We start from the raw sequence: 15030 nt of genomic DNA, 5'->3' as shown, positions 1-15030 counted from the left end.
CTCCTTCAGAATCTCTCAGGTATATGCCTGAACGGATAATCCGACTCTTTATAACCACCCGGTTTCTGCCGTTTGGGCAAGGTCACCTTTTCTCGTGGCACCTCTTTGTACGGGATGCGACTGAGCAGGTCGGAGATGATATTGAGCCGAGCCCGACGCTTGTCGTTCGAGTTAGCCACCAGCCACGGTGCGTAATCGGTGTCGGTCGCTTCGATCATCTCGTCCCGTGCCCGGGAGTAGTCGTACCAGCGGCTGTAAGACTTGAGGTCCATCGGCGACAGCTTCCAGATCTTGCGACCGTCGACAATGCGCGCCTCCAGGCGCCGGGTCTGTTCTTCCTGGCTGACATTCAGCCAGTACTTGAGCAGGATCACCCCCGAACCGACTACCGCTCGCTCCACCAGCGGCACGCTCTTGAGGAACTTGTCGACCTGTTTGTCCGTGCAAAATCCCATCACCCGCTCGACGCCGGCGCGGTTGTACCAACTGCGATCGAAAATCACCACTTCGCCGGCTGCAGGCAAATGTGGCAAGTATCGCTGCAGGTACATCTGGCTCTTCTCGCGATCGGTCGGAGCCGGCAATGCGATGACGCGAAAGACCCGCGGGCTGACCCGTTCGGTGATCGCCTTGATGGTGCCGCCCTTGCCCGCACCGTCGCGGCCTTCGAAGATGATGCAGATCTTGATGCCTTCGGCCTTCACCCACTCCTGCATTTTCACCAGTTCGATATGCAAGCGGCGCAGCTCGGCAAGGTAGTCCTTGTTGGACAGCTTCGTATGTTCGTCAGGTTTTTCTCGGGGCGAGTCTTTCTTCTTTCCCTTTGCCATGACCAGACCTCTCGGGTTGGAGCGACAGCCAGGCTCGTTGGCATTGCATGGCCTGGAACCGGAAAGTTTAGCCATTTATCGCAAAACGCAAGCTAACGCGCGGTAAGTCACAGGCAACGTGCTTATTTCGAAAAAGCCTGTACAACTTTTGACGGAACGCCAATCGCCAACCATTCTCCATCACGGCGCAGCTTTCGATGTCAGCCGCTGATGCCTCGCTTGTTGCAAACCTGCCATCTGGATGTGGGGAAGAGGTCATGCACAGTTCGCTCTTGCGTGCCGCGTCGCTCATGCTCGCCTTGAGCGCTGCACCGCTCTTGTTGCAGGCCGCCGATGCGCCTGCAGCCCCGGCGGCGGCCACCGCTCCGGCCAAAGATGCCGTGTTTACCACGGAGCAGCTCGACCAGATGCTCGCGTCGATTGCCCTGTATCCCGATCCCCTGCTTGCTCAAGTGCTGATGGCCGCCACGTATCCGGGAGAAGTCGCCGAGGCCTCGGCCTGGTCCAAGGCGCATCCGGACGCCAAGGGCGATGACGCGGTCAAGCAAGTGGCCAGCCAGACGTGGGATCCCAGCGTGCAGGCCTTGGTGGCGTTCCCGCAGGTCCTGGCGACACTGGGGCAGGATCCGGTTTGGGTACAACGTCTGGGGGATGCCTTTCTGGCTCAGCCTGACGAACTCATGGCGGGTGTTCAGCGTTTGCGGCGTCAGGCCCAGGCGGCGGGCAATCTGCAGAGCAATCAATATCAGAATGTGACCGTGCAGAACGTAACGCCGCCCATCTCTGCCGGGGCAACCAAGCCGGCCGACAACACGACCATCATCATTCAGCCCGCCGATCCGCAGGTCGTCTACGTTCCGACCTATAACCCGACCACCACTTACGGCACCTGGCCTTATCCGGCCTCACCGCCGGTGTATTACCCGCCGCCGCCCGCTTACTATCCGGGTCAGGCACTGGTGGCCGGACTGGCTTTCGGCACGGGCGTGGCGGTCGTCGCGTCGTTGTGGGGTAACTGCGACTGGGGCCATAACGACATCGACATCGATGTGAACCGTTACAACAACATCAACGCCAACAACCGGATCACCAACAACCAGAACAAGTGGCAGCACAACACCGTGCATCGCGATGGCGTGCCCTATCGTGACAACCGCAGCCGCGCGCAGTATGGCCGGCAGCTGGACGGCGCGGCTCAGCGTGATGCCTATCGCGGAGACAACGCGCAGCGGGCGCAGGCTCGGGAGCGGGCCCGTAGCTCGATGGACAGGGCCGGTATCGAACGCCCCGCCAGCAGCAATCGGGAAGCCCGCAATCAAGTGCGCGAAGCGCAATCTGCCAATGTCGGCAATCGCATGCAAGGCGGCGCGGACAGACCCAGAGCCGCCGACCGCGCTCAAGCCAACACGCGGGAGGCGCGCCAGCCGGGCGCCAATCAACGTGACAACCGTGCGTCCCAAGCCCGACCCGCAGCGGGCAGTGCGCGCAACAACGCGTTCGCTGGCGCGCGCTCCCCGTCACAGACCCGCGTCCAGGCCGATCGCGGCCGGGCCAGCCAGATTTCCGCGCAACGCCCCAACACCTCCCGCGCAGCCGGACATCAGATCAGCCGGCCATCCGGCGGGGGCATGCGTCAGAGAGGAGGTGGCCGTCGATGAACATCCATTCTCTGGTCAGGAGCTGCCTGATCCTCGCGGCCGGCCTCGCGTTTTCGACCTTCGCCTCGGCCCAGCAAGTGTTTCCAACCCCGGAAAAAGCCGCTGATGCCTTCGTCGAAGCCCTCGGTACACAACACGCCGATCAAAAACGCCTGACCGAACTGCTGGGCGAGGAATGGCACAGCTTCATTCCCCGTGAAGGCGTCCAGCGCAGCGATGTCGATGCCTTCCTCCAGCAATACCGCGAACAGCACACCCTTGAAAAAACCGGCGACAGCAAGGCCGTGCTCTCCGTCGGGCCCGATCACTGGACGCTGCCCATCCCGCTCATCAAAGACAAAACCGGTTGGCGCTTCGACATGAAAGCCGCGCAGGTCGAAATTCGCGCCCGCCGCATCGGTCGTAACGAACTGGCGGCGGTGCAATCGGCGCTGGCCTACCACGACGCCCAAATGGACTACGCCTCGGAAGACCGCGACGGCGACGGCGCCCTCGAATACGCACAAAAAATCTTCAGCTCCCCCGGCAAACACGACGGCCTCTATTGGCCAGAAGACGACACCAACCAGATCAGCCCCCTCGGCCCCGCCTTCGGCCAGGCCATCAACGACGAAGACTGGCACGGCTACCACTTCCGCATCCTCGACGCCCAAGGCCCGTCTGCACCCGGCGGCGCCTACAGCTATCTGATTGGAGACAAGATGAGTCGCGGGTTTGCCTTGATCGCGTGGCCAGCGAAGTATGACGACACCGGGGTGATGAGCTTCATGATCAGCCATGAGGGCCAGGTGTTTCAGAAGGATCTCGGGCCGGATGGGGAGAAGGTGGCGAAAGCGATGAAGCGGTTTGATCCGGATGATAGTTGGGAGGTGGTGGATTTGGGGCAGAAGTAGTTGGGGTATCGGATTACGCGGGATCGGAAACGAAAAAGCCCCGTAGATTTTCAGCTACGGGGCTTTCGTTTATTCGCCCGAGTCGGGCGCAGGTTTCCAGATAGTCTTTGACGGCTTCTTCGAATGACTCGCGGAGTTCGTTGATCGACTCGCCATGAAAACCGACGACATCTTTTATTCCTTCGATATGACCAACAAAAAGACCGTCCTCGTCGCTGTACCCAATGCGGGCGGTGAAGCCCTTGTAGCTCATCACGTTCATCGGGTACTTCCTGGTCGTTATCGGGTTTGAGCATCACGCCGACAAGAATAATCAGGTGACTCAAAACGAGCTTGTAGGCAGAATCCGCGAGTTGCGTGTGAATGGGCTGTAGCTGTGCATAACGGCCGGTTGCTGCCTTGTTGGCCTTTCTTTCGGCGGGATACTCTCAAGACGTCGCTGCCTATTCAGCGGCCGGGCTTGGAAACCCGACGAGTCACGCAACAGCGCCCCTGACAAATGCTGGCAACTTCTTACGCCCGCAAATTTGCTTTATGGCGGCTGTGCGTGGGACGCCCTCGGGCGTGCCGGTCTCCTTGACTCCCGGTTTCCAACCTGCGCACAGCTGCCACCCATTCGCTTGGAAACGAAAGTGGCAGCTCCTCACAGTCAAGGAGTTACACATGCATGATGCACCTGAAGAAAAAACCGCTGGGGCTACGCCCTTCCTCTATTGCTCCGACATTCCGTTGTTTCATGTCAGCGCTGGAGTGCCTGTCAGCCAGGCGTTGGCTCAAGCTTCTGACTTGCTGGCCCTTGCCAAAGCACTTGCCGAAGATGCGGCGTTCATCCGGGAAACTGACAGATATGCTTGGGCTGCGCATTTCTTGACGGAGATGGGTAAGGCGGTTGTTGATGATGTGATGAAGGCGGTTTCGCCGAGGCCTGCAAGAACGCTGAACACAGAAAAGTAACGATTACGTCACACCCCAATTTCCAGCAAAAACGAAAAAGCCCCGCTGCTGTTTAGACACGGGGCTTTTCAAATACAGACTGAGGAAAAGCAGAGTCGAACCCATAGCACTAGAACAAAAATAAATGCGGTCCCCATTTCCCTACCTGCTTTAACCGAACTGACGCGGGTTAGGACGTGTACCTATCCCGCAATACTCGGAACTCTGAAAGCGCGGCTTCGCCATAGGCCAAGGAGGCTTCCAGGAGCTCTCTGTATCCAGTTTCGTCCAAGATGTGAGCCGGAATAGTGCCTAAAGTCGGGTCTGCATCAAGTCTCATACGCAGAGGAAGCTGAGGAATGGGGTTTGCTCTGAAACGACGACTGTAGGGGCCGAGCGACTGCATTACCCACGCGAACGGTTCATACTTATCCCTAAGCGCGAAGTATGTTGACTTATCCTCATCCGACATTTGTTCAAACCATGTAGGTGCAAATGGCTCGGCGTAAGTCATCAAGCTAGACAGCCTTTCATGAATCTGGTTGGTGAAGAATCCTTCGTACCAACTCTCTTCAAAGATATCCTGAAACTCTTGCCAAGTGACGAGCTTCAAATTCGTCAAGTCGCTAGCGGATATAGCTCCAGACTGAAATCCTTCCATCGAAATGATGTAGCCAATATTGGCCCCGATGTCCTGAACTACGGTTCGGAACCCGTGAACGACGTTTTGCGGGATACGCGACTTCCAGTATTTACACTCACATACGATGGCATACTTCCGGCCGCGAACTGTTTCCTCTGCGTAAACGTCCAGCTCCACTGCCCCCCGAACAGCCTGAGTCTTTTTCTCAACCTCGACGTCGAAACCACACTCATGAAGAATGCGGCCGACCTCAGTCTGCAGCGCTTGCCAACTGTCAGGAACGTTTCGGCTGATCATTACGACATAACTTCCCTGGGCTACTTCAGCCACCGAAATGATGACGCGGGCGGCAATTACAATCTGAGATTCGCGATTAATCCAACGATCCTAGTAACGGTATTTAAATCTTAGGCCCAGACGACGAGCACGGGGACTGATTTATTTTCCATCAATAGGTAACCGCCCCATGCCTTCTAATAGCCAGCTACGCTTTCCCAGCACAAACAAAAAAGCCCCGTAGATTTTCATCTACGGGGCTTTTCTATGTATGGCGGAGAGATAGGGATTCGAACCCTAGGTACCGGTGAAGGTACAACGGATTTCGAATCCGTCCCATTCGGCCACTCTGGCATCTCTCCAACGGCGCGCATCATAACAACACTTTTACCGAAAGCAAACCCTCTTTCGAAAATTTCTCCGTGCTATCAGATGCTTGCGTCGATTAAAGCGGTACGCCCAGACGGTTGGCGACTTCTTCGTAGGCTTCGATGACGTCACCGAGGCCCTGGCGGAAGCGGTCCTTGTCCATCTTCTTCTTGGTGTCCTTGTCCCACAGACGGCAGCCGTCCGGGCTGAACTCGTCGCCCAGGACGATGGAGCCGTCGCTGAACACGCCGAATTCAAGTTTGAAGTCCACCAGCAAGAGGCCTGCGTCGTCGAACAGTTTGCTCAGGACTTCGTTGACCTTGAGCGACAGTTCTTTCATGCGCGCCAGTTGCTCGGCGGTGCCCCAGCCGAATGCCACGACGTGGGATTCGTTGATGAACGGGTCGCCCTTGGCGTCGTCCTTCAGGAACAGTTCGAAGGTGTACGGGTTGAGCTTCATGCCCTCCTCGACGCCCAGACGCTTGACCAGGCTGCCGGCGGCGTAGTTACGCACGACGCACTCGACCGGGATCATGTCGAGTTTTTTCACCAGCACTTCGTTGTCGGCCAGCAGCTTGTCGAACTGGGTCGGAATACCGGCCGCTTCGAGTTTCTGCATGATGAAGGCGTTGAACTTGTTGTTCACCATGCCTTTGCGGTCGAGCTGCTCGATGCGCTTGCCGTCGAACGCCGAAGTGTCGTTGCGAAACAGCAGGATCAAGCGGTCAGCGTCGTCGGTCTTGTAAACCGATTTGGCTTTGCCGCGGTAGAGTTCTTCACGTTTTTCCATGATGGGCTCCGCTTGCTAAGTAGATGGGCTAGGCGATGTGGCGCCAGTCGAGCCCTGAATCTTGATCGGCCAGTTGCAGCCAGTCCGGGTCGCACCCGAGGGTGTCGACGAAACATTGCCGGGCCAGCTGCGGCAGGTTGTTCTTGCTGCTCAGATGGGCCAGGACCAGGTGTTGCAGGCCTTGCCAGCCCAACTCCGCCACCAGGAATGCCGCCTGATGGTTGTTCAAATGTCCCAGCTCGCCGCCCACCCGCTGCTTGAGAAAGTACGGGTAATGACCACGGGCGAGCATGTCGCGACAGTGATTGGACTCGATCATCAATGCATCGAGGTCCCGATAGCCGTCCAGCACCCGCTCGCAGTAAGAGCCCAGGTCAGTCAGCAGGCCGAAGCGCCGCTCACCGTCACTGAACACATACTGGGTCGGTTCCTGCGCATCATGGGCCACGGCAATGACCCCGATGTTCAGAGCACCGATCTGCAGTTGCTCGCCACCGGTCACGAAACCGGCAGGTTCAATCGGTTTGCGCATCCCGCGCAGTGTGCCGCGACTGAGGTAGACAGGCAGATTGTAGCGCCGAGACAGCAAACCCACGCCATGCACGTGGTCGGCATGTTCGTGGGTTACGAGTATCGCGCTCAGTTGCGCCGGGTTCACACCCAGGCGCAACAGGCGTTTTTCGGTTTCCCGCAGGGAAAAACCACAATCCACCAGCACATACGTATCAGCACTGGCGATCAGCGTGCCGTTCCCTTGGCTACCGCTGCCGAGAACGGCAAAACGCATTGGATCAGCCCAGGTTGTCCTGAATCACGCTCAACACTTTGCGAGCCACATCCGCCGGCGCAACGGTGTTGATGTTTTTCTCGACGGTCACCTGAACGTTCTCGCCAACCTTGCTCAGGCGAACCTGATAACGCTCGGCACGGGCTTCAACTTCTTCCTTGGTCGGCGCGCTGCCGAACAGGCTGCTGAAGAAACCAGGCTTCTCGTCTTTCTTCTCGGCCTTCTCGGACAAGTTGATGTAGTAGAGGCCCAGGCTGCGGTTGATGTCTTCAACACGCCATTCGCCCTGCTCCAGCGCACGACCGACGCTCGACCAGGCACGATCCAGGTCCGTACCGACGTTCAGTACCGGGTTGCCGCTGCCGTCTTCGCTCAGGCTGACACGGCTCGGGGTGTCGAAATCACGCGAAGCCAGCATCGACACCGAACCACCCTTCTCGGAGGTACGGCTCATGCTCGCGAGCATGTCGTCGACCAGCGCAGCGTCGAGACCGGTGTTGACCGAACGGTTGGTGAAATCGACATTGGCGGTGCTGCCGGCAGGACGCTCGGCGCTGACCACGTAGACTTCACTGGTGTTGCGCTGCACGCCTGGCTCGATGCGCACCCGCACGCGGGTTTCGCTGTCGGTGCTGACGCCGGCGGCGCTCAGGCGCTTGGCCATGGCGGCGGACAGTTCGTCGGAATGCTGCCAGGTGGTGGTGAATTCGCCGGTTTGCGGGCGCTGTTCATCCAGACGGAAACCGTTGTCCTGGAAGTATTGCACCGCCACTGGCCAGACTTCGGCCGGTGGGTGCTGGGCCATGACCCAACGCGAATCACCGCTCTTTTGCAGCGAGTAGTCGCTGGCGTCGGCAACGGCCGACAGCGGCTGAGGACGCGGAACGATGTATTCACCCTTGGCGGTGTCGTCGGCCACGTTGCGCGGGATCGGCAGCAGCGGATCCAGGCGCTTGGAGGTGCTGACGTCCGGTGGCAGTTGCATCGGTGCAGTCTGTTGCGCTTCCAGGTAATCGCTACCACGGTCACGGAAATAACCTTCCGGGCCCCAGATCCATCCGCAGCCACTGGTGCTGGAGATAATCAAGGCAAGTGCGGAAAGTCCGGCCATTCGCTTCATGCGTTGTACTTCCTCAATTAAACCAGGACGTTGCACTGGCGCAGGGCCGAGCGCAGCGTTTCATGACAAGGAGCGCTCAGCCAGGTCAGCGGCAGGCGGATGCCTTGGTGCATCAGGCCCATTTCGACCAAAGCCCACTTCACCGGAATCGGGTTGGCTTCGATGAACAGGTCCTTGTGCAGCGGCATCAGTTTTTCGTTGATGGCCCGTGCAGTCTCGGCGTCGCCCTTGAGCGCGGCCTCGCACAGGTCGGCCATTTCGCGCGGGGCGACGTTGGCGGTGACGGAGATGTTGCCCTTGCCGCCCAGCAGGATCAGCTCGACTGCGGTCGGATCATCGCCGGACAGCACGATGAAGTCCTTGCTCACGCCGTCGATGATCGCCTTGGCGCGTTTCAGGTCGCCGGTCGCTTCCTTGATGCCGATGATGTTCGGCACGGTGGACAGGCGGATCACGGTCTCGGCCTGCATGTCGCAGGAAGTGCGGCCAGGAACGTTGTAGAGAATCTGTGGGATGTCGACCGCTTCGGCGATGTGCTTGAAGTGCTGGTACAGGCCTTCCTGGGTCGGCTTGTTGTAGTACGGGACTACCAGCAGGCAGGCATCGGCGCCGGCTTCTTTGGCATTGCGGGTCAGCTCGACTGCTTCGCGGGTCGAGTTGGCGCCGGTACCGGCGATCACCGGAATTCGACCGGCAACCTGTTTGACCACGGCTTTGATGACGGCGATGTGTTCTTCTACATCAAGGGTTGCCGACTCGCCGGTGGTGCCGACCGCGACAATGGCATGGGTGCCGTTCTTGAGATGGAAGTCCACGAGTTTGCTGAGGCTGTCCCAGTCAAGACGCCCTTGTGCATCCATGGGTGTGACCAGTGCCACCATACTGCCCGCAATCATGAAACCGCTCCTGCCGGAAAAAGAGAGCGGTAATGGTACTGGCGCCAAGATGCTTGCACAAGCGAAGTACTGTGCCGCCATTCCCCTTGGCGCCGCTTTTCGCTACCCTTCAGACTTTGATCGGTACTGATCAGCTTGTACGCCGGGTTCCAGTCTCCCGTTTCGGCCTCCCAGGCCCCGTTCCAGTGTCGTTGCCGTACGCTTGCTTGTTAATGAAGCCGTAGCGCCACACGAATCGGGCCTTCCGGACAGTCATTGCCCCGGCAATCAACGCCCTCTCACTACCGACCGCTCATCGCTTTAGGAATGCTGCATGTCCACCCCCACAGTTCGCGAACAATTCCTTGTCATCAGTGCCCTCGGCGCCAATCCCATGGAGCTGACCAACGTCCTGTGCCGCGCCAGCCATGAAAACCGCTGTGCGGTGGTCACCTCGCGCCTGACCCGCCACGGCGAGTGCAGCGCATTGGTGCTTGAAATCTCCGGCAGCTGGGACGCCCTGGCTCGCCTGGAAGGCAGCCTGCCGGTGCTGGCCAAGCGTCATGCGTTCACCGTCAACGTGGTGCGCAGCGCCGCCCTGGAAAACCGTCCACAGGCCCTGCCATACGTGGCTTACGTGTCTTCGGCGTACCGCCCGGACATCATCAACGAGCTGTGCCAGTTCTTCATGGATCACAACGTCGAGCTGGAAAACCTGACCTGCGATACCTACCAGGCACCGCAAACCGGCGGCACCATGCTTAACGCCACGTTCACCGTGACCCTGCCCGCCGGCACCCAGATCAGCTGGCTGCGCGACCAGTTCCTGGATTTCGCCGACGCCATGAACCTGGATGCACTGATCGAACCTTGGCGCCCACAGAACCCAATGTAAGGAAGCTTTCATGGCCGTTGTCATCGACCAACCGGTTACGGATTTCGAAGCACCTGCCACCAGCGGGCAGACTGTCAGCCTGTCGGCCCTCAAGGGCAAGCAAGTGGTGATCTACTTCTATCCGAAGGACAGCACCCCGGGCTGCACGACCGAAGGCCAGGGCTTTCGCGATCAGTACGCGGCGTTCAAGGCTGCCAACACGGAAATCTTCGGCATCTCCCGCGACAGCCTGAAGTCCCACGAGAACTTCAAGTGCAAGCAGGAGTTTCCGTTCGAGCTGATCAGCGACAAGGACGAAGCCGTCTGCCAGTTGTTCGACGTGATCAAGCTGAAAAAGCTCTACGGCAAGGAATACCTGGGCGTTGATCGCAGCACCTTCCTGATCGACAAGAACGGTGTATTGCGTCAGGAATGGCGCGGCGTGAAGGTGCCAGGACATGTGGATGCTGTGCTGGCTGCTGCTCAGGCGCTGAACAAGGCCTGATGCTGTCGGCGCCCTTGCGGGCGCCAGTTCATTCTCAAAGCAGCGGCGCCACCACCGGCTCCTTGCGGGGCCAGGCATCGAGTACAGCCTTGAACAGCGTCGCCAGCGGAATCGCGAAGAACACTCCCCAGAATCCCCACAACCCGCCGAACAACAGCACCGCGCAGATGATCGCTACCGGGTGCAGGTTGACCGCTTCGGAAAACAGCAACGGCACCAGCACGTTGCCGTCCAGGGTCTGAATGATCCCGTAGACCGCCATCAGATAGATGAACTGATCGCTCCAGCCCCACTGGAACAGCGCAATCAGCAACACCGGCACGGTCACCACCACCGCCCCGACATAGGGCACCACCACCGACACGCCGACCAACAGAGCCAGCAGCGCCGCATAGTTGAGCCCCAGCGCGACGAACGCAATGTAGGTCACGCCGCCACAAATCACGATCTCGATGACTTTGCCGCGAATGTAGTTGGCGATCTGCCGGTTCATTTCCTCGGCAACTCGGGTGATCAACGCCCGCTCACGCGGCAAATAGCCGCGCACCCATTCGCCGATCATTACCCGGTCCTTGAGGAAGAAGAACACCAGGATCGGCACCAGCACCAGGTAGATCATGATGTTCACCAGCAGCGGCAGGCTCGACAACGAGAACGTCAGCGCCCACTGGCCGAACTTGCCGATCTCGCCGCGCGCCGCTTCGATCGCTTGCAGCACCTGCTCGTCGGAGACCAGATGCGGATAGCGCTCCGGCAGCAACAGCAGCAGCGATTGCCACTTGGCAAGCATGCCCGGCAATTCGTTGAACAGCGTGATCAACTGATGCCAGAGCAGCGGCAGCACCACGACGATGAACACCATCAGCACGCCCATGAACAGCGCAAACACCAGACCGACCGCCGCACCACCGGGCACGCGCAGGCGTTCGAGCGTGACCACCAGCCCTTGCATCAGGTACGCCAGCACCATCCCGGCCAGTACCGGCGCGAGCATTCCGCCAAGCGTCAGTACAGCGGTGAAGGCGAGAAACAGCAGCACCGCCAGCACTACGGCTTCTTCATCGGAGAAGTAGCGCTGAATCCAGTCGCGCAACACTTTGAACATCAATTTTCCTTAGGTCAGTTACGCGGTCGGTTTCAGGCTTTTTTCAGCCAGTAACGGTAGATACCCGCCTCTTCTTCTTCACGCAGCAGCGTATGACCGGCCAACTTCGCAAAGGTGCGAAAGTCGCGCTGCGAGCCGGCATCCGTGGCAATCACCTTGAGTACCGCGCCACTGGGCAGCTTGTTCAGCTCCATTTTGGCCTTGAGCAACGGCAGCGGACAATTCAGGCCACTGGCGTCCAGTTCACAGTCATGGGCTACAGCGTCGGTCATGCGTCACTCCGGATCAGGTGGTCAGGCTGCCTAGAATATCTGGTCGCAAGCCCGGTGTCCGGCTACAGTAAGGTCTTTGTCGACTAAGGCTTTGTGCATGACTTTTTTGCGCCCTACCCTGCTGACGCTCGCTTGCCTGCTCGCCTCACCGGGCTTCGCCGACGACCTGCCGTCACTCGGTGACGCCAGCTCTGCCATCGTCTCGCCACAACAGGAATATCAATTGGGTCGCGCCTGGCTGGCGTTGCTGCGCAGCCAGGTTTCGCAGCTCAACGATCCACAGCTCAAGGATTACGTCGAGTCCAGCGTCTATAAGCTGGTGGAAACCAGCCAGGTCAATGACCGACGCCTTGAATTCATCCTGATCAACAGCCCGCAGCTCAACGCCTTCGCGGCACCGGGCGGGATTGTCGGGGTCAACGGCGGCCTGTTCCTCAATGCCCAGACCGAGGGCGAATATGCCTCGGTACTGGCTCACGAACTGGCTCACTTGTCCCAGCGCCACTTCGCCCGTGGTGTCGAGGCTTCGCAGCGGATGCAGGTGCCGATGATGGCGGCGCTGCTGGCCGGTATCGTGATCGCTGCTGCCGGCGCGGGTGATGCCGGCATTGCAGCGATCGCCGGCACTCAGGCGGCGGCGATCCAGGAGCAACGGCGTTTCTCGCGTCAGAACGAGCAGGAAGCCGACCGCATCGGCATCCTCAACCTGGAAAAGGCCGGCTACGATCCGCGCTCGATGCCGACCATGTTCGAGCGGTTGATGCGCCAGTATCGTTTCGACGCCAAGCCACCGGAATTCCTGCTGACTCACCCGGTCACCGAATCTCGTATCGCCGACACCCGCAACCGCGCCGAGCAGGCCAAACCCGGCGGCATCGAAGACAGCAAGCGCTATCAACTGATCCGCGCGCGTGTGCAGTTAACCTACGAAGAAACACCAGGCCTTGGCGCCAAACGCTTCCGTGCACAACTGGATGAGAACCCGAAAAACGACGTGGCCCGTTACGGTCTGGCGATTGCCCAGATCAAGGGCGGTCAGTTGAACGAAGCGCGGGAGAATCTCAAGCAACTGCTGGAGAAATCGCCGAACGAGATAATCTACAACCTGGCGCAGGTGGATCTGGACATTACCAATAACAAGCTGGCAGATGCACAGTCTCGGGTTGACCGGATGCTCAGTCAGTATCCTGGCAATTACCCGTTGAATCAGGTGAGGGTCGATCTGTTGCTGAAACAGAACCGCACCGCCGATGCGGAGAAGGCGCTGGAGGGTTTGTTGAAATCGCGTCCCGACGATCCGGACGTGTGGTATCAGGTCGCAGAAACTCGCGGACTGTCCGGCAACATCATTGGCCTGCATCAGGCCCGTGCCGAGTATTTCGCATTGGTCGGCGATTATCGCCAGGCGATCCAGCAACTGGACTTCGCCAAGCGCAAGGCTGGCAGCAACTTCCCGCTGTCCTCACGCATCGACGCCCGCCAGCGCGAGCTGATGGAGCAAGAGCGCATGGTCAAGGACATGATGGGTTAAGCCCGCACCGAGACCAATTCCGGACACAAAAAAACCGCCTCTTTCGAGGCGGTTTCTTTTACTTCTTAAATAGCTGGATCATTCAGCCAGTTTGAAGGTGATGAAGCTGGCACGGCCCTGACGCAGGACGCGCATCGACACCGAACGGTTCTTCGGCAGCGCCTTGGCGATCTCGGCAAACTCCTTGGAAGAACCAATGGCCTGATTGTTCAGGTGCGTGATGATGTCGCCCGGTTGCAGACCGATCAGGGCCGCAGGACCGTCCTGCACTTCCTTGATCACCACTCCGCCCTTCAGGTCGTAGGTTTTCTTCTGCTCGGCGCTCAGCTCGGCAACCGAAACACCCAGACGATTGCTATTGGTCTCGGCACCGGATTTCGGCAGGGCATCCAGCTCCTTGTCTTCATCCGGAATGGCACCGACAGTCAGCTCGACATTCTTGCGCTTGCCGTCACGAATCACTTCGAGATTGGCCTTGGCGCCGGCCTTCAATGCACCAACGAGGTGTGGCAGATCGGCCGACATGACGATCGGTTGACCGTTCATGCTCAGGATCACGTCACCGACTTGCAGACCGCCCTTCGCAGCCGGGCCATCATCCTGAATCTGCGCAACCAGCGCACCGGCCGGCTTGTCCAGACCGAACGACTCGGCCAGATCCTTGTTCACTTCCTGGATGACGACGCCCAGCCAGCCACGGCTGACTTTACCGCCGCTTTTCAGTTGATTGGAAACGTCCATGGCCACGTCGATCGGAATGGCGAACGACACGCCCATGAATCCACCGGAACGGGTGTAGATCTGCGAGTTGATCCCGACCACTTCACCGTTCAGGTTGAACAGCGGGCCACCGGAGTTACCCGGGTTGATCGGCACGTCGGTCTGGATGAATGGCACGTAGTTTTCGTTCGGCAGACTGCGGCCGACGGCACTGACGATGCCTTGGGTCACGGTGTGGTCAAAGCCGAATGGCGAACCGATTGCAACCACCCACTGACCGGCTTTCAGATCCTGGGATTTGCCGAGTTTCAGCACTGGCAGATCCTTGCCTTCGATTTTCAGCAGCGCCACGTCGGAGCGTGGGTCGGTGCCGATCAGCTTGGCCTTCATTTCACTGCGATCAGCCAGACGAACCAGAATTTCATCGGCATCGGCGATCACGTGGTTGTTGGTCAGGATGTAGCCATCCGGCGAAATGATGAAGCCCGAACCCAACGACTGCGCTTCACGCTGGCGATCACCACGCGGAGAACGCTGTTGCGGCGGCATGCCTCGTTCGAAGAACTCGCGCAGCATCGGCGGCAAGCCTTCCAGGTCAGGCATCTGCTGGTTCACCTTGCGATCCGGCAGCTTTTGCGTGGTACTGATGTTCACCACCGCAGGCGAAGCCTGTTCGACCAGTTGAGTGAAATCAGGCAGGTTGGCCGGGCTTGCCGCTTCAGCCGCCTGGACTGCAGGAACGGCCTGACCGAGCACCAGCACGGTGGCGACAATGGAGAGATAAGACTTCAAACTTGGTATCGACATACAGCTCCCGTTACGACGAGCAGGGTTAAGCGATATGGAGCA

At 59.1% G+C, this 15030-nt stretch carries 15 protein-coding genes, 1 tRNA gene and 1 pseudogene; 6 read left to right on the top strand and 11 right to left on the bottom strand.

Translation table 11 applies throughout. From position 1 onward, the window contains the following. Positions 1-5: 5 nt before the first annotated feature. On the bottom strand, positions 6-830 hold the full coding sequence (gene ppk2 / locus IHQ43_RS07260) for a polyphosphate kinase 2 (RefSeq protein ID WP_192563883.1): 825 nt from the start codon (positions 828-830) through the stop codon (positions 6-8). A 257-nt stretch (positions 831-1087) separates the two neighbouring features. On the opposite strand from ppk2, the gene IHQ43_RS07255 reads away from it, so the two are divergent. Both IHQ43_RS07255 and IHQ43_RS07250 read left to right on the top strand, forming a co-directional pair. Then, complete coding sequence (locus IHQ43_RS07255; RefSeq protein ID WP_192563882.1) at positions 1088-2488, top strand: DUF3300 domain-containing protein; 1401 nt, start codon at positions 1088-1090, stop codon at positions 2486-2488. Continuing rightward, positions 2485-3381: a DUF2950 domain-containing protein gene (locus IHQ43_RS07250; RefSeq protein ID WP_192563881.1), complete on the top strand. Its 897-nt coding sequence runs from the start codon at positions 2485-2487 to the stop codon at positions 3379-3381. Before IHQ43_RS07255 ends, IHQ43_RS07250 begins: the two co-directional genes overlap by 4 nt. Positions 3382-3454: 73 nt before the next feature. Here IHQ43_RS07250 and IHQ43_RS07245 read toward each other — a convergent pair. After that, positions 3455-3643 (bottom strand): annotated as a pseudogene (locus IHQ43_RS07245) (type II toxin-antitoxin system HicB family antitoxin); the annotation flags it as partial. A gap of 401 nt (positions 3644-4044) precedes the next feature. Here IHQ43_RS07245 and IHQ43_RS29450 point away from each other — a divergent pair. Continuing rightward, positions 4045-4335, top strand: a complete 291-nt coding sequence (locus IHQ43_RS29450; RefSeq protein WP_244142248.1) for a DUF3077 domain-containing protein — start codon at positions 4045-4047, stop codon at positions 4333-4335. 169 nt (positions 4336-4504) lie between these two features. Here IHQ43_RS29450 and IHQ43_RS07235 read toward each other — a convergent pair whose 3' ends face one another. From IHQ43_RS07235 to dapA, 6 genes are all read right to left on the bottom strand, one after another. Further along, positions 4505-5254 carry a restriction endonuclease gene (locus tag IHQ43_RS07235; RefSeq protein WP_192563878.1) on the bottom strand — a complete coding sequence of 250 codons (750 nt, stop codon included), beginning with the start codon at positions 5252-5254 and terminating at the stop codon, positions 4505-4507. 251 nt (positions 5255-5505) lie between these two features. Next, positions 5506-5595: transfer RNA gene (locus IHQ43_RS07230), tRNA-Ser, on the bottom strand. An 83-nt stretch (positions 5596-5678) separates the two neighbouring features. Continuing rightward, the gene (purC, locus tag IHQ43_RS07225; RefSeq protein ID WP_007958019.1) at positions 5679-6392 is read right to left on the bottom strand and encodes a phosphoribosylaminoimidazolesuccinocarboxamide synthase; all 714 of its coding nucleotides are present in this window, start codon (positions 6390-6392) and stop codon (positions 5679-5681) included. A 28-nt stretch (positions 6393-6420) separates the two neighbouring features. Next, entirely contained in the window at positions 6421-7179 is a 759-nt protein-coding gene (locus IHQ43_RS07220; protein WP_007958017.1) for an MBL fold metallo-hydrolase, read from the bottom strand. A 4-nt stretch (positions 7180-7183) separates the two neighbouring features. Beyond that, the gene (bamC, locus tag IHQ43_RS07215) at positions 7184-8299 is read right to left on the bottom strand and encodes an outer membrane protein assembly factor BamC (RefSeq protein WP_192563877.1); all 1116 of its coding nucleotides are present in this window, start codon (positions 8297-8299) and stop codon (positions 7184-7186) included. Positions 8300-8316: 17 nt separating this feature from the next. Then, positions 8317-9195, bottom strand: a complete 879-nt coding sequence (dapA, locus tag IHQ43_RS07210; protein WP_007958015.1) for a 4-hydroxy-tetrahydrodipicolinate synthase — start codon at positions 9193-9195, stop codon at positions 8317-8319. A gap of 313 nt (positions 9196-9508) precedes the next feature. Between dapA and IHQ43_RS07205 the strand changes: the two genes are divergently transcribed. Both IHQ43_RS07205 and IHQ43_RS07200 read left to right on the top strand, forming a co-directional pair. Then, positions 9509-10069, top strand: coding sequence for a glycine cleavage system transcriptional repressor (locus tag IHQ43_RS07205; protein WP_123465477.1), 561 nt, complete (start codon positions 9509-9511; stop codon positions 10067-10069). A gap of 10 nt (positions 10070-10079) precedes the next feature. Further along, a complete protein-coding gene (locus IHQ43_RS07200) occupies positions 10080-10553 on the top strand; it encodes a peroxiredoxin (protein ID WP_064594118.1) in 474 nt (157 codons plus the stop codon). Positions 10554-10587: 34 nt separating this feature from the next. Here the strand turns inward: IHQ43_RS07200 and IHQ43_RS07195 are convergent, their stop codons facing one another. Both IHQ43_RS07195 and IHQ43_RS07190 read right to left on the bottom strand, forming a co-directional pair. Further along, positions 10588-11658 carry an AI-2E family transporter gene (locus IHQ43_RS07195; RefSeq protein WP_192563876.1) on the bottom strand — a complete coding sequence of 357 codons (1071 nt, stop codon included), beginning with the start codon at positions 11656-11658 and terminating at the stop codon, positions 10588-10590. Between the two features lie 32 nt (positions 11659-11690). Continuing rightward, a complete protein-coding gene (locus tag IHQ43_RS07190; protein WP_192563875.1) occupies positions 11691-11930 on the bottom strand; it encodes a sulfurtransferase TusA family protein in 240 nt (79 codons plus the stop codon). 97 nt (positions 11931-12027) lie between these two features. Here IHQ43_RS07190 and IHQ43_RS07185 point away from each other — a divergent pair, with 97 nt between their 5' ends. After that, the gene (locus tag IHQ43_RS07185) at positions 12028-13461 is read left to right on the top strand and encodes a M48 family metalloprotease (protein ID WP_011332906.1); all 1434 of its coding nucleotides are present in this window, start codon (positions 12028-12030) and stop codon (positions 13459-13461) included. A gap of 78 nt (positions 13462-13539) precedes the next feature. Here the strand turns inward: IHQ43_RS07185 and IHQ43_RS07180 are convergent, their stop codons facing one another. Further along, the gene (locus IHQ43_RS07180) at positions 13540-14988 is read right to left on the bottom strand and encodes a DegQ family serine endoprotease (RefSeq protein WP_192563874.1); all 1449 of its coding nucleotides are present in this window, start codon (positions 14986-14988) and stop codon (positions 13540-13542) included. Between the last annotated feature and the right edge of the window lie 42 nt (positions 14989-15030).

It is taken from the genome of Pseudomonas gozinkensis, assembly GCF_014863585.1.
Taxonomy (GTDB): Bacteria; Pseudomonadota; Gammaproteobacteria; order Pseudomonadales; family Pseudomonadaceae; genus Aquipseudomonas; species Aquipseudomonas gozinkensis.
This window is presented reverse-complemented; position numbering and strand designations above follow the sequence as displayed.

Excerpts from the sequence above, each read along its gene's own strand:
- ppk2 (WP_192563883.1), bottom strand. The coding sequence starts at position 830 with ATGGCAAAGGGAAAGAAGAAAGACTCGCCCCGAGAAAAACCTGACGAA.
- IHQ43_RS07255 (WP_192563882.1), top strand. The coding sequence starts at position 1,088 with ATGCACAGTTCGCTCTTGCGTGCCGCGTCGCTCATGCTCGCCTTGAGC.
- IHQ43_RS07250 (WP_192563881.1), top strand. The coding sequence starts at position 2,485 with ATGAACATCCATTCTCTGGTCAGGAGCTGCCTGATCCTCGCGGCCGGC.
- IHQ43_RS29450 (WP_244142248.1), top strand. The coding sequence starts at position 4,045 with ATGCATGATGCACCTGAAGAAAAAACCGCTGGGGCTACGCCCTTCCTC.
- IHQ43_RS07235 (WP_192563878.1), bottom strand. The coding sequence starts at position 5,254 with ATGATCAGCCGAAACGTTCCTGACAGTTGGCAAGCGCTGCAGACTGAG.
- purC (WP_007958019.1), bottom strand. The coding sequence starts at position 6,392 with ATGGAAAAACGTGAAGAACTCTACCGCGGCAAAGCCAAATCGGTTTAC.
- IHQ43_RS07220 (WP_007958017.1), bottom strand. The coding sequence starts at position 7,179 with ATGCGTTTTGCCGTTCTCGGCAGCGGTAGCCAAGGGAACGGCACGCTG.
- bamC (WP_192563877.1), bottom strand. The coding sequence starts at position 8,299 with ATGAAGCGAATGGCCGGACTTTCCGCACTTGCCTTGATTATCTCCAGC.
- dapA (WP_007958015.1), bottom strand. The coding sequence starts at position 9,195 with ATGATTGCGGGCAGTATGGTGGCACTGGTCACACCCATGGATGCACAA.
- IHQ43_RS07205 (WP_123465477.1), top strand. The coding sequence starts at position 9,509 with ATGTCCACCCCCACAGTTCGCGAACAATTCCTTGTCATCAGTGCCCTC.
- IHQ43_RS07200 (WP_064594118.1), top strand. The coding sequence starts at position 10,080 with ATGGCCGTTGTCATCGACCAACCGGTTACGGATTTCGAAGCACCTGCC.
- IHQ43_RS07195 (WP_192563876.1), bottom strand. The coding sequence starts at position 11,658 with ATGTTCAAAGTGTTGCGCGACTGGATTCAGCGCTACTTCTCCGATGAA.
- IHQ43_RS07190 (WP_192563875.1), bottom strand. The coding sequence starts at position 11,930 with ATGACCGACGCTGTAGCCCATGACTGTGAACTGGACGCCAGTGGCCTG.
- IHQ43_RS07185 (WP_011332906.1), top strand. The coding sequence starts at position 12,028 with ATGACTTTTTTGCGCCCTACCCTGCTGACGCTCGCTTGCCTGCTCGCC.
- IHQ43_RS07180 (WP_192563874.1), bottom strand. The coding sequence starts at position 14,988 with ATGTCGATACCAAGTTTGAAGTCTTATCTCTCCATTGTCGCCACCGTG.